The organism is Bacillus jepli, from assembly GCF_047238305.1.
GTDB lineage: Bacteria > Bacillota > Bacilli > Bacillales > Bacillaceae_L > Ferdinandcohnia.
In genome coordinates, this window is record NZ_JBDFMO010000001.1 from 4,355,293 (window position 1) to 4,367,104 (window position 11,812).

Consider the following 11,812-nt stretch of genomic DNA (forward strand, 5'->3'; position numbering starts at 1 on the left):
CTGAAGCATGTACTTCTAAATACATCTTTAGTGAAAAGCTAGGACTCTTTTACTCAAGCATGTACCGCTAGACACTTCTTGCGGGGCATGCTTTCTCTTTTTCGTTTCAAACGCATGTACCGCGTATACCAATCTTGTCAAAAATCCAAAAACAAACGCAAGAATGTTGTTGTTTACAGCATTCTTGCGTTTTCATTTAGTTACTCTCTTTTAAGATGCGTAATCGATAACAATTTTTCGCGGTTTCACCCAAATGATCAAGAAGATTATAATTGGCATAGGCTCCGACAACAGCACCAATACCCGGCAGTAGTTGAAGCATTTTCACGAAATCAATATAATCTCGATACTCCTGTTGGAAAATTCGCCAATCCAATTCCGCTAGACGATATTTTACTTCCTCCCATTTCTCAATTACTTGTAAGGTTTTCTTTTTATGCTCATCGCTTGAGAAAGCAAGCTGAAACACCTGCAACAAGAAAAGGCGTTCCTCATAGTTTTTCGTATCAAATCCATGAATCGCAGCCACTTCAAACAAGAACTTCATTTTTATCGACAGAAGTAATGGGAAATCAGCCAACGATAATAGAAATCCTCCTGCTCCAGTTCCGGCTCCTTCAGCCGCTGCAGTACGTCGATAAACAGTAAGCTTATCTTCAATCAGTTTTTCTTTAACTTGTAATGTCAGCCCTTGAGGATAGCTTCCCTTCGTTGTATATTCCGAACCAACCAACGTTGCTTGAACCATTTTTTTAATACTTTCGGTAATGACCGTATGAGCTTTCTCAGGAATTAATTCATTCACTTTTGTTTGTGCTTTTTTCGATACACGTTGGAGCATATTTGACTTTTTAATGAGCTTTTTGCGCCATTGAAATAACTCCTCTTCTACCGTTACCATATACGAATCGTTCATGCACCTCTACCCTTCTTTTCGTTTAGTCATTCTACGTGTGAATAAAAGAAAAGGTTTCATTTAACCATACATGCGATCAAGCTTACGTACTTTCCCTTTCGAATAAACAAACACAAATAGATAAACAAATACAATACCTACCACTAAGAAAGTGAATGCTGTCGTGATTTCAGCAGTTAGAAACAAGAGTATGGTAAATAAAATAGACTGAACAACAAGTAGCTGGAATAATAGCTGTAAATAGGAGGCTAACTTTGCAGCTTCACTTACAGGGTATAAGCGAACCCAAATTTTCAAGCTATGATGTCTCCATAAAGTAATTAGCTGATAGCCAGTTAAATAAAGAAACAAAATCATAACAAAGGCTTTTCCATATTGAAATGGGACGAAATAAATGATTAATCCACCAATAATTGTCAGCCTCACATACATTCCTAAATAGTCACTTGTCCGCAAAAAAGTACGTGTGTAAAGGTAACGAAACGTATTTTTCTTTGAATACGAAATTGACGCTGTCACCCAATTGAGCCATGGTCTTTTTTTCACCCGTTCCTTTAACTTTGGGACATCAGTGAATAAATTCGCAATTCGGTAAAAGGATAGCATTCGTTTCGATTCTAATTCGATTAATGTATTCCATTTTAGCCCTTTATTTTCAACTGCTTTATGGAAATAAAGGAGCAACCCTACCATGATGACAGCCACACTGCCAATCACAAGAATCGATGCACCTGAAAATAATAAATACATGAGTACGATATTTAAAATAACGCGAATCACGATATCAGTATAATAGGTTGAGCTTTCCGTGTAATATTGTGTAAACCACGTCATTAAAAGGTTCCATGCTTTACACAACAACACAATGACGAAAATCCCAGCTAAAGACGAAAAGGTTTTATCCGTAACAGCTAGATACAAAGGTGCTGCTACCGCAAATACTATTAACAATAAATAGATTTGGGAGAACAAACTATACCAAAATGCCTTTTGAAAATAAGGAGTTAGCTTCTTTTCAATGGGCAATAAGAAAACGAGGTCAGGCTCTTTTACCAATGTTTGAATACGACTATTTGTTAATATGAACCCTAAAATGAGCGCAATAATGATGGCATATGGAAAATTTTTTGGAACATCGTGCAGCCAATAATTATAATAATACGCCCCTCCGCCACCTAAAAATAGGAGGGCAATCAATAAATGGTCATTTAACATATAGCGTAAGTAACGGCTTATTTCCTTAAAATGTTGGGTTTGACGCTTACTCCATAATTCATTGATATCAATCATGTTCTTCTTCCTTTGTTAGGCTGATATAAATATCATCAAGTGTGGCGTTATCCATTTTAAATTGCTGCCTAAGATCCTCCAAGGTTCCAGAGGCCTTTACCTTCCCGTTATGTAAAATAATAAAAGAATCACAGTACCTTTCAGCCGTCGCAAGAATATGGGTCGACATTAAAATACCTGCACCTTGATTTTTCATTTTGTTCATTAATTCTAATAATGACTGGATACCAAGCGGATCGAGTCCCACAAATGGCTCATCAATAATATAAAGGTCAGGCTCAACCAGAAAGGCACACATAATCATCACCTTTTGCTTCATTCCCTTTGAAAAATGAGATGGGAAGAACTTTACCTTTTTTTCCATTCGAAATTCTTTTAATAAAGGTTGTACCCTTTCTTCGAAAACTTTCTTCTCTAACCCATATGCCATAGCCGTTAGTTCTAAATGTTCATATAATGTCAATTCATCATATAGAATCGGTGTTTCAGGAATAAAACTAAACATAGAGCGATAGGCTTCCATATCCTCTTGAATCGTGTTTCCGTTGATTTGGATGGATCCTTTTTTCGGTTCCATCAGACCAGTGATATGTTTAATAGTCGTACTTTTCCCTGCACCGTTTAATCCGATTAATCCTACAATCTCATTTTGTTTGACTTGGAAGGAAACATCTTTTAAAACTGGATTTTGTGTATATCCACCTGTTAGATTTTTTATCTCTAATAGTGCCATGGAAAGCTCCCTTCTTACCCGTATTACGTATTTTTCGATGTCTAACTCCAGGCGCCATCGGCTCGAGGTCTTACGCCAATCGCTTCGGAAGGTATAAGGCACCTTCTGTCAGCGCTCGTCTTAAGCTTGACTTGCACAGGAAGTGCTGACATCGACGTTTGCCACAGGACGTGGCGGTAGTTAGTCGATGTTCCGCTACCAAGGCGCCTTGCACTTTTCTTTTTATCATATCAAAAAATGGCTTTTTTACATAGTTAAAAAGTTTGTATATCTTGACTAGAAAAAGCCATACTAATTCTTGAAGAGGGCAAGAAAAAAGCCTTGATGTTAATCATCTACCTGGAATGAGGTGTTTGTTAAAGACAATATCCTTGTTTTAGACGATAGCTTTTTAAACCTGTTATAAGGGGATGGTTACTTTGGGAAATGTCAGAGAAAGTGAGTTCATAACAAATTACCACTACCAACAAAATAACATTATTTTGTAAATGAGGTGTTTGTTAAAGGCTACCTAGTCGAAATATAAGTCGTAAAAAAGCTTATATCCAAAAGACAAGGGGATGGTCCGCTTGAACCACGAAATTGACTCACTCCATTAGATAAAGACTTTCATTCCTAAAAAAATGAGGTGTTTATCAAAGATACCGTTAACCTTTTAACTTAAGCCTTCTTCAAGAACAGGATGCATCCTTTGCGATTGCATCCTGTTTCTTTTTGAATTTAGGCATGAAAATTTTTACATCTCTAGAACCTATGATAAAATATGGGATAATATTTGAATTTTGAAAGGAATGGACATAAATGAGTGATTGTATTTTTTGTAAGATTATCAATGGGGATATTCCAAGTGCGAAAGTATTTGAAAATGAACACGTATTTGCTTTCTTAGACATCAGCCAAGTTTCAAAAGGACATACGCTTGTCATTCCAAAAGTACATAAAGAAAATGTATTTGAATTAACACCTGAAATCGCACAACATATTTTTGAAGCCGTACCATCCATTGCAAATGCAATCAAACAAGAATTCAATCCGATTGGAATGAATCTTTTACAAAATAATGGCGAACAAGCTGGACAATCTGTTTTCCACTTCCACCTCCACCTCATTCCACGTTATGGAAAAGGCGATGGATTTGGCATCGTATGGAAGTCACATGAAAATCAATATACAGGCGAGGATTTACAAAATATCGCTTCCACTATATCTAAAGCCATCCAAAATTAATCATTACCGACAGGACTTTTTAAGTCTTGTCTTTTTTATTGCCATGTTAGCGTTTTCTTCATTCTTTTCAAAAAATTTCACTTTTTTTTTCATAAAAACGTGATAAGATAGCTTTATTCATCTAAAGCGATAAAATAGGAGGAATCAACCATGCAACGAGCTTACAATTTTAATGCCGGTCCTTCTGCTCTGCCACTTGAAGTGTTAAATCGTGCACAAGCCGAGCTAGTTAATTTCAAAGGAACTGGTATGTCAGTGATGGAACTAAGCCATCGCAGCAAGGAATATGATCAAGTTCATCAACAAGCTATTTCTGATTTACGTACCCTTTTGCAGATTCCAGATGACTACCAGGTGTTATTTTTACAAGGAGGCGCTAGTCTACAGTTCTCAATGATTCCAATGAATTTTTTAACTCCTGGTAAAACAGCAGATTACATTTTAACTGGTTCTTGGTCTCAAAAGGCACTTGAAGAAGCAAATAAGCTTGGGGAAACCAATGTCATTGCATCAAGCAAAGACGAAAAATATAGCTATATCCCTGAAGTAAATGGGGACAACCATTCGACTAACTCTGCATATGTTCACATTACCTCTAACAACACAATCTATGGAACACAATGGGAGAAATACCCAAGCTACACGGATGTCCCATTAATTGCAGATATGTCTAGTGATATTTTATGCAGAGAAACAAATGTGGAGCAGTTTGGGATGATCTATGCAGGTGCCCAAAAAAATCTTGGTCCTTCTGGTGTAACAGTTGCTATTATTAAGGATTCCCTATTAAAACAAAGGAACAGCAATCTGCCAACAATGTTGGATTACCATACACATGTTAAGTCAAATTCTCTTTATAATACACCACCAACTTTTTCTATTTATATGCTATCACTTGTCCTTGATTGGGTGATGGAACAAGGTGGAGTGCCCGTGATTGAAGCAAGAAACAAGGAAAAAGCAGCACTTTTATATCATACAATTGATGAATCAGAAGGTTTCTATAAAGCACATGCAAAGGTAGGCAGCCGTTCCATTATGAACGTGTCCTACACACTTCCAAGTGAAGAATTAACGAAAAAGTTCTTAGCACAAGCGAAAGAAAAAGGTTTTGTTGGGCTAAATGGACATCGTTCTATCGGTGGCTGCCGTGCATCCATCTACAATGCGGTTCCATATGAATCTGTTGAAGCGCTTGTTTTATTTATGAAAGCCTTTAAATCAGAAAATTAGAACTTTCAAGTAGGATGATAGTCTGATATAATTAAAGGTAAGATTTTTGCAATAGGCAATGAGTGCACTATTGGAGAATCCAAAAAAATATAGCTTAGTAAAGCTGAGGAGAGATGAGAAATGAATACAAAGGTTTTAGTATTTTTATCATTATTAGTTGGAATGGGTGCTGTTTTGCATACAGTTATGCCTCCGATCTACCTAGGAATGAAACCTGACTTAATGTTAGTCATGATGTTTTTAGGAATTATGTTATTTCCTGAAAAAAAATACGTTCTTCTTGTTGCGATTGTCGCTGGTGTTATTTCAGCATTAACAACAAACTTCCCAGGTGGTCAAATTGCGAACCCAGTTGATAAGTTAGTATCAGCATTCGTATTCTACGGCATTTTCATGGCTGCAAGAAAGCACACACAATCACTTGTAATGGTATGTACTGTTACCGCAGTAGGAATTTTAGTTTCTGGAACTGTTTTCTTGACTACTGCACTGTTTATTGCTGGTCTACCTGGAACATTCATCGGATTGTTCATTAGTGTAGTCCTCCCAGCAACTGTAATGGGTACAATTGCAATGGCGATTATTCACCCAGTTGCACAACAAATTATTAAACGTACAAACTTTACAGTAAGTGCATAATCAGATTTTCATGGGGTGTCCGACTAGGTTGTCGGGCACCCTTTTTCTGTTTATGAATTTTGCTAAAATCGATAGAAATGAATTAAAACCGATAGAACACAAATAAAACCGATAGAATCGAAATAAAATCGATAGAATCGAATTATCGTCGATAGAATTCAAATAAACGCTGATAGGCTCTCCTATCAATCAAAAATCTATGAGATTTAGTGATATCTAGTGAATTTTCATCATATAGTAGAAGTAAAAAGTGGGACAAGGAGTGGATAGCGATGTTATCAGTACCGTGGTTTGTATATGTAGCATTATTTGGAGTACTTTTTAGTGCATATATGGTGATTCGAACAACTAGGGAGGAAAAGCAGATTGAAGACTCTTACATTGAGCAGGAAGGTAATGTTTACATCGAACGAATGAACGATGAAAAGGAACGACGTACAAAACGAATGAATAAACCAGAAGCAATGTAAAATTGATAAACATTATCATACCCCTATCATCGGATTGTAACCTAGGTTTGATGAATCTAAAGCTAGACAATTGAAAAAAGGACCGTTTTGTCATAAAACGGTCCTTTTCTATGTTTGCACACTACTTATTCTGCAGCAGGTTCAGTATTAAATAAATCTTTAAATTCTTTATCCTTCACTTTCACATCTGCACCTTCAATTGCTTTATCTAAAGCTTTTTGAAGAGTAGTACCAGATTGATCTGCTTGAAGTAAAGCTTTGCGGATTTCATCTTTCTTTTCCTGATCCATCTTATCGAAACCTTCAGTAGTTCCTGTTACTTTAATGATATGGTAACCATACTGTGATTCAATAATATCGCTTGTTTCGCCTTCTTTAAGAGCAAATGCAGCTTCTTCAAATTCAGGAACCATTCGGCCTTTTCCGAACCAGCCTAGGTCTCCACCATTTTGAGCTGTACTATCATCAGAGTATTCCTTTGCAACATCCTCGAATTTTTCGCCGCTATCAAGCTTAGCCTTAACTTCTTCGATTTTCTTTTTAGCTGCTGCCTTTTGTTCGTCAGTTACTTCTGCAGATGGATTATCAGAGAATTTTGCTAAGATATGGCTAGCCTTAACTACTTCGCCTTCTTTTACTTCAACTTCGTCCAATGCTGCTTTTTCTTTTAGCATGTCAGATTTTAGAAGCTCGCGAACAAAATCTTCGCCGTTTTGCTCAACAATTGCATCAAATTGAGCACCTAATGCAGCTTGCATTTCCTTATATTTTGCGTCTAATTCTTTATCGGTAACTTCATATTTCTCAGATAACACTTTTGTATAAACCAAATCTTTAAGGATAACAGCACCTGCTTGGTCCTTCATTGCATTATATAGTTCTTCTTTTGTTACGTTTCCTGCTTTAGTTTCGACAAGCACTGCTGAATCGTCGGCATTGTTACAAGCGCTTAATCCAAATATACCTACTGCTGCCGTTAGAGCAATTATTGATTTCTTCATTACACACACTCCTACTATGTACAATTTTTATATACGATTTGTCCAAGGGTACAAAAATTACTATAACATACTTTTAAAAAAGAAAGAAAACATTTTCTAAAAAGATATCCAAAAATATGGGACATTCGTACAGTCAGATAAGGTTTTTGGGAATAGGATTATAGTGAACTGAGTAAAGGCAAGAGCTTTCAAAGGTTCAAAACTATAGATAATTGTGAAAAAGAATTACTAAAGGCGAGACAACCGCCTATTCGTTCACAAATAATTTCGCATAAAATACCGTACTAAGGAAAATGGAGGTGTAATTATGGGTTACGCTGGTGGATTCGGTGGTGGATTTGCGCTAATCGTCGTTTTATTCATCCTATTAGTTATTATTGGCGCTTCTTGGGTTTACTAAAAGCTCCTCTGCAATAGGAGATTGTAAAATTTACAAAAAGAAAAGGATGGCTCCAGTAATAAGCCATCCTTTCTCCATTTTCACGTAAACAAGACCTCTACATAAGATGAGATCAGCAAAATAGTAATCAAAATATTGATTGTTCGATAAACTTTTGGCTGGCGGTCATCAGGAATTTCTTTTTGCTCACAAAGCCGGTAAGTCATTTGATTAATGTAAAATAAAATAAAAGCAGCAAATGGAATATAAAATATGATCACTCCTAATCCCCCCATCTTTAAATGCGCCTTGGCATATCAAATCTTAGTCACCACTGAAGTTTTTATCTATTTCGCACCCATGTGAAAATTAATTGTGAATTAAGATATCATAGCCGTCTTCTATTTCTTCAACAGTACAAGACCTTGGCGCCTTAATAAACTGACCTAAATAAATAAAGTCTGGAACACATAAACCAAAATTAATCGCTGCGATAATGGAAAAATAATGAATATAGCCTGGAAATAAAACACATGCACCAAGCATAAGGACTGTCATGAGTAAAAATGGTGTACCCATTACACAAATTATAAACGGTTTAGAAAGTGAGTGTTTTGAACGTGTCGAAACTACTGGAATAATACCGTACATCCATTTAAACTTTACTGTAAGCTTCTTATTAAATATCCAGAATGGTAAAACATGCAATGTCGCATGTATTGGATAAATGAATAATAAAGCTAATAAAAGATAAATTGCTCCATCTTCTCTAAGTTCAACAGAAGAATACATAAGATTCAATGGCAAATAAAAAAGAATAAATGCTATAAACATTGATATAAAGGATATCAAGATAATTCGATGGAATCCATAATCCCTTGAAAGATTAATGGTTTTCCAGCAAGTCATACCAAATCACCGTCCGCAATCATAAGAAGTAAAATAAATAAAATCATTATCAAAATTAGATACTCTAAACTTACTAAATTACTTTACTTTGTTTCTCACAAAAATGCAATAGGTATCTAAAAGAACGATAAAATACACGTTTTTTCGACTTTTTTCGCGTTATTTGGGCATATTAAAATTGATAGCTAGGTGATTGATTTAACTGGAGTGTGGAATATGGAGACCTTTGAAGAGCGACTTGCACGTCTTGAGTTTTATCAGTCTTTAATCCTCCCCCTTTTAGGTGAGAAGTTACCCACTTTTCACAAAATGATTATGGAGGCTGGATTAACAAAAACAGACGTTGAATACCTATTACAAAATTGTGAAGAAATGAGCAAAGAGTATAAAAAACAAAAAGCGGAGGGATTTATTGGTTTCACACCGCTTTTAACTTTATTTGTAGGGATGCTTCATCCGCGTTTAGATCCAAAAGTAACAATTAACGTCCTAGCACAAGAAAGAAAATACGCCCCTTTAATGGAAGAGTTTAAAGGGATAATTGATACAATCAAATAGCCTTTATTTACATTTCTAATTTCTCTTCTACTCGTTTATAAAGCTTTCCATCTACTTCGATAAAGTCATCTTCGAAATTTTTAAAAGATTTTTCAAAGATTTCCATATAATCATCTCCATAAATATTGCGTACAATGCTCATTACTTCAACAATTTCTGGGAACTTTCCGTAAAGTTTCTTAAGTGGTATCGCACCTTCTAATACCCCATTTTTACTAGGATTATAGGCTTCCACAATTTTTAAAAAGATTTCTTCTCCCTTTGGAGTTAACTCGATATACGTGTTACACTTATCATTTTCCTTTTTTGAAAATTGTAGCAGTCCACGTTCCTCTAACTTTTTAGAAAAGTTAAATGCAGTCGAAACATGCATAACTCCAAATTTAGCAATCTCTGAAATAGAAGCACCTCTTAAATGATACGCTATCCAAATAATATGATGTTCATTAATATTCAAGTCATAAGGCTTGATCCATTGTTGCCAGTCCTTTTCAATAGACTTCCATAGTGCCTTACTAAGTTGTGCGATTCTCTGACTAAAAAGGAGCGCTTCTTTGATGGAGGCCATTTTTTCTTCATGTTTCATAGATCCACCCACTTTTCTATTTTCTCTTATTACTATTATGCCAATAAAATAAAAATTAATAAAGATGTAAATTTACAAAATTTTTAAATTAAGTGAAAAAAATTAGTATTCACTTGGTTGTAACCGTTTTTTCAAGCTTTTCTAAAGCGCTCTCTATTTCTAAAAGCTCTTTTTGAATATTTTTTTGATTACCTTCAATTTCTCTTTTCCAATGATCAAATGAGTTTTTAACATCAGCAGAAATTTCGGTTATCGCACTTACGGCCTGTTTAGTTGATTTAGAAACCTGTTCAGTAAGAGACTTCCCTTCCGAAACTACCTGAGACAGTGATTCAGAAAGTTGTCTTTGATTATTTTTTAAAGTCCTTCTAACTTCCTTTCCAGAAGATGGAGTACTTAAAAGGACAGAAACACCACCGATTACACTTCCAATTAACAATCCATAAAAAAGAGATTTTGTTGACGTCATCTTAATCACTCCTTAAAAAACCCATCATTTACAGAATTCCACAAAAAATGCAAAAATCCTTTTTCATTTTCATATTTTTTACAAAATCAGACCTCTCTTTGTAATATTTTTTGTTGGATATACCAACGATCAACTATACTGTTGCGAACTAAAACGAAAACGATCTGCTTCCGCTCTTTCCCTTGGTTATCACGATATATTTCAACCTCCACAGGAATCTCGATGCTTAGCAGTCCTTTTAAATCACTTAATGGTAGATAGGACATATTTGTTATTGAAAAGATAGTAATTTCATTCAATTTCTTAAATAGCTTCTTATTATTTGAATGAGGGAGTAATGTTTGTTTAATAATTTTTCGGTCTGTTTGATTAATTCCTGTAGCAAAAATTTCAATGAGATGATAGGGATCTGAATTGCTTATGTATTCATCAAGCTTTCCACCCGCCTTTAGTAACATAAGCATGTGAGCTAAATCTGGCTCTTTTGAACTATGGGTGGTGCTTCCCAAAAAATGCACACAAAAATGGCCAGGAAAACCGTTTTTTAATGCACCTGCTCCATGTGGCATTCCATGCATTGAAGCTGCGATCATTTGATCACCATATTTTACAATAATCGCTCTACGCTTCCAGCTCCATTTCCCACTATAGATTTTTTTCATGATCTTCGTGTCCTCAAATGTAAGTGGTTGCACATCAGCATGCCTACTTCCGGCTCTTCTTTGCACACGAAATTGGAGACCGGTTTCTACATCAATAATTGTAAAAAAGGATTTTCTGGGAAGTATTTCATTCACCATATCCCAAGGAACCATTTCAACTTTAAAGCTAAGTGGGCTGTCTTTTTCATCAAATTTTGTTGTTGCCGCCCCGACTGCAAAATACTGGGTTGAAAAAGTAAGAAGAAAAAATAGAAGGATCACCTTTATCATTTTAAGTACCTCTTTTTTTTCATAGCTTTCCATTAACAATCAGATTCTATTTATAAAAAAACTCGACTCTTTTAAAAAATCGAGTCGAGTGTATCATTGTTTATTTATGAAAGGTTGGCTTATAAAAGCTTCTATTGTCTAATGCAAAAACGCGTTCGCTAAATTCGCCTGGCTTTACTCGTTCTAATGCACGATCTAACATGTTCATTTTCGCATCCAAATTGTCAATATAATGCAGTATTTCTGCTTCCTTAATCAGTGGAGGCTTAGGACTTCCCCATTCGGCTTTCCCGTGATGTGAAGTTATCTATATATAAAAAGTGAGAAAAGTAACAACAAATACATTAATGCCAGTACTTATCAGCTATTTTGCTCACTATATGTGAGCAAAACATGGACTGATTTCTTCTATTAATAAGTTTTTGTAGAAATAATCACCTTAATGAAGGAATTTCTATTTCACTTTAAAG

15 protein-coding genes and 1 pseudogene are annotated in these 11,812 nt (G+C 35.4%); 6 read left to right on the plus strand and 10 right to left on the minus strand.

Annotation, left to right across the window (positions count from 1 at the left end; genetic code table 11):
- Positions 1 to 196 precede the first annotated feature (196 nt).
- The 3 genes from ABC371_RS22140 to ABC371_RS22150 are packed head-to-tail and all read right to left on the minus strand — an operon-like array spanning position 197 to position 2,939.
- The gene (locus tag ABC371_RS22140; RefSeq protein WP_412898780.1) at positions 197 to 916 is read right to left on the minus strand and encodes an EcsC family protein; all 720 of its coding nucleotides are present in this window, start codon (positions 914 to 916) and stop codon (positions 197 to 199) included.
- A 60-nt stretch (positions 917 to 976) separates the two neighbouring features.
- On the minus strand, positions 977 to 2,206 hold the full coding sequence (locus tag ABC371_RS22145; protein ID WP_412898781.1) for an ABC transporter permease: 1,230 nt from the start codon (positions 2,204 to 2,206) through the stop codon (positions 977 to 979).
- Positions 2,199 to 2,939, minus strand: coding sequence for an ABC transporter ATP-binding protein (locus ABC371_RS22150; RefSeq protein WP_412898782.1), 741 nt, complete (start codon positions 2,937 to 2,939; stop codon positions 2,199 to 2,201). The genes ABC371_RS22145 and ABC371_RS22150 overlap by 8 nt, the downstream gene beginning before the upstream one ends.
- A gap of 801 nt (positions 2,940 to 3,740) precedes the next feature.
- On the opposite strand from ABC371_RS22150, the gene ABC371_RS22155 reads away from it, so the two are divergent.
- The 4 genes from ABC371_RS22155 (at position 3,741) to ABC371_RS22170 (ending at position 6,508) form a co-directional block, all read left to right on the plus strand.
- Entirely contained in the window at positions 3,741 to 4,166 is a 426-nt protein-coding gene (locus tag ABC371_RS22155; protein ID WP_412898783.1) for an HIT family protein, read from the plus strand.
- A 150-nt stretch (positions 4,167 to 4,316) separates the two neighbouring features.
- Positions 4,317 to 5,399 (plus strand): 3-phosphoserine/phosphohydroxythreonine transaminase, encoded by a 1,083-nt coding sequence (serC, locus tag ABC371_RS22160; RefSeq protein WP_412898784.1) that lies wholly within the window; start codon positions 4,317 to 4,319, stop codon positions 5,397 to 5,399.
- A gap of 120 nt (positions 5,400 to 5,519) precedes the next feature.
- Complete coding sequence (locus ABC371_RS22165; protein ID WP_412898785.1) at positions 5,520 to 6,038, plus strand: tryptophan transporter; 519 nt, start codon at positions 5,520 to 5,522, stop codon at positions 6,036 to 6,038.
- A 272-nt stretch (positions 6,039 to 6,310) separates the two neighbouring features.
- Positions 6,311 to 6,508: a sporulation YhaL family protein gene (locus tag ABC371_RS22170; RefSeq protein WP_136380633.1), complete on the plus strand. Its 198-nt coding sequence runs from the start codon at positions 6,311 to 6,313 to the stop codon at positions 6,506 to 6,508.
- A gap of 125 nt (positions 6,509 to 6,633) precedes the next feature.
- Here ABC371_RS22170 and ABC371_RS22175 read toward each other — a convergent pair whose 3' ends face one another.
- Positions 6,634 to 7,509: a peptidylprolyl isomerase gene (locus ABC371_RS22175; protein WP_412898786.1), complete on the minus strand. Its 876-nt coding sequence runs from the start codon at positions 7,507 to 7,509 to the stop codon at positions 6,634 to 6,636.
- 307 nt (positions 7,510 to 7,816) lie between these two features.
- On the opposite strand from ABC371_RS22175, the gene ABC371_RS22180 reads away from it, so the two are divergent.
- Positions 7,817 to 7,909, plus strand: a complete 93-nt coding sequence (locus tag ABC371_RS22180) for a YjcZ family sporulation protein (protein ID WP_116351295.1) — start codon at positions 7,817 to 7,819, stop codon at positions 7,907 to 7,909.
- An 80-nt stretch (positions 7,910 to 7,989) separates the two neighbouring features.
- Here the strand turns inward: ABC371_RS22180 and ABC371_RS22185 are convergent, their stop codons facing one another.
- A complete protein-coding gene (locus ABC371_RS22185; protein ID WP_412898787.1) occupies positions 7,990 to 8,184 on the minus strand; it encodes a hypothetical protein in 195 nt (64 codons plus the stop codon).
- Positions 8,185 to 8,257: 73 nt separating this feature from the next.
- Positions 8,258 to 8,797: a DUF3267 domain-containing protein gene (locus ABC371_RS22190; protein WP_412898788.1), complete on the minus strand. Its 540-nt coding sequence runs from the start codon at positions 8,795 to 8,797 to the stop codon at positions 8,258 to 8,260.
- Between the two features lie 216 nt (positions 8,798 to 9,013).
- Between ABC371_RS22190 and ABC371_RS22195 the strand changes: the two genes are divergently transcribed.
- Positions 9,014 to 9,355 carry a DUF1878 family protein gene (locus ABC371_RS22195; RefSeq protein ID WP_412898789.1) on the plus strand — a complete coding sequence of 114 codons (342 nt, stop codon included), beginning with the start codon at positions 9,014 to 9,016 and terminating at the stop codon, positions 9,353 to 9,355.
- Positions 9,356 to 9,362: 7 nt separating this feature from the next.
- Here the strand turns inward: ABC371_RS22195 and ABC371_RS22200 are convergent, their stop codons facing one another.
- From ABC371_RS22200 to ABC371_RS22215, 4 genes and pseudogenes are all read right to left on the minus strand, one after another.
- Positions 9,363 to 9,941, minus strand: coding sequence for an HTH-type transcriptional regulator Hpr (locus tag ABC371_RS22200; protein WP_412898790.1), 579 nt, complete (start codon positions 9,939 to 9,941; stop codon positions 9,363 to 9,365).
- 109 nt (positions 9,942 to 10,050) lie between these two features.
- Positions 10,051 to 10,410 (minus strand): YtxH domain-containing protein, encoded by a 360-nt coding sequence (locus ABC371_RS22205; RefSeq protein WP_412898791.1) that lies wholly within the window; start codon positions 10,408 to 10,410, stop codon positions 10,051 to 10,053.
- Positions 10,411 to 10,496: 86 nt separating this feature from the next.
- A complete protein-coding gene (locus ABC371_RS22210) occupies positions 10,497 to 11,342 on the minus strand; it encodes a hypothetical protein (RefSeq protein WP_412898792.1) in 846 nt (281 codons plus the stop codon).
- Positions 11,343 to 11,442: 100 nt separating this feature from the next.
- Positions 11,443 to 11,649: pseudogene (locus tag ABC371_RS22215) on the minus strand (3'-5' exonuclease); the annotation flags it as partial.
- Between the last annotated feature and the right edge of the window lie 163 nt (positions 11,650 to 11,812).

What these genes read in the sequence shown, in the direction of transcription:
- serC (WP_412898784.1), top strand. Translation starts at nt 4,317, where the DNA reads ATGCAACGAGCTTACAATTTTAATGCCGGTCCTTCTGCTCTGCCACTT.
- ABC371_RS22145 (WP_412898781.1), bottom strand. Translation starts at nt 2,206, where the DNA reads ATGATTGATATCAATGAATTATGGAGTAAGCGTCAAACCCAACATTTT.
- ABC371_RS22140 (WP_412898780.1), bottom strand. Translation starts at nt 916, where the DNA reads ATGAACGATTCGTATATGGTAACGGTAGAAGAGGAGTTATTTCAATGG.
- ABC371_RS22205 (WP_412898791.1), bottom strand. Translation starts at nt 10,410, where the DNA reads ATGACGTCAACAAAATCTCTTTTTTATGGATTGTTAATTGGAAGTGTA.
- ABC371_RS22190 (WP_412898788.1), bottom strand. Translation starts at nt 8,797, where the DNA reads ATGACTTGCTGGAAAACCATTAATCTTTCAAGGGATTATGGATTCCAT.
- ABC371_RS22195 (WP_412898789.1), top strand. Translation starts at nt 9,014, where the DNA reads ATGGAGACCTTTGAAGAGCGACTTGCACGTCTTGAGTTTTATCAGTCT.
- ABC371_RS22165 (WP_412898785.1), top strand. Translation starts at nt 5,520, where the DNA reads ATGAATACAAAGGTTTTAGTATTTTTATCATTATTAGTTGGAATGGGT.
- ABC371_RS22175 (WP_412898786.1), bottom strand. Translation starts at nt 7,509, where the DNA reads ATGAAGAAATCAATAATTGCTCTAACGGCAGCAGTAGGTATATTTGGA.
- ABC371_RS22155 (WP_412898783.1), top strand. Translation starts at nt 3,741, where the DNA reads ATGAGTGATTGTATTTTTTGTAAGATTATCAATGGGGATATTCCAAGT.
- ABC371_RS22170 (WP_136380633.1), top strand. Translation starts at nt 6,311, where the DNA reads ATGTTATCAGTACCGTGGTTTGTATATGTAGCATTATTTGGAGTACTT.
- ABC371_RS22185 (WP_412898787.1), bottom strand. Translation starts at nt 8,184, where the DNA reads ATGGGGGGATTAGGAGTGATCATATTTTATATTCCATTTGCTGCTTTT.
- ABC371_RS22210 (WP_412898792.1), bottom strand. Translation starts at nt 11,342, where the DNA reads ATGATAAAGGTGATCCTTCTATTTTTTCTTCTTACTTTTTCAACCCAG.
- ABC371_RS22180 (WP_116351295.1), top strand. Translation starts at nt 7,817, where the DNA reads ATGGGTTACGCTGGTGGATTCGGTGGTGGATTTGCGCTAATCGTCGTT.
- ABC371_RS22200 (WP_412898790.1), bottom strand. Translation starts at nt 9,941, where the DNA reads ATGAAACATGAAGAAAAAATGGCCTCCATCAAAGAAGCGCTCCTTTTT.
- ABC371_RS22150 (WP_412898782.1), bottom strand. Translation starts at nt 2,939, where the DNA reads ATGGCACTATTAGAGATAAAAAATCTAACAGGTGGATATACACAAAAT.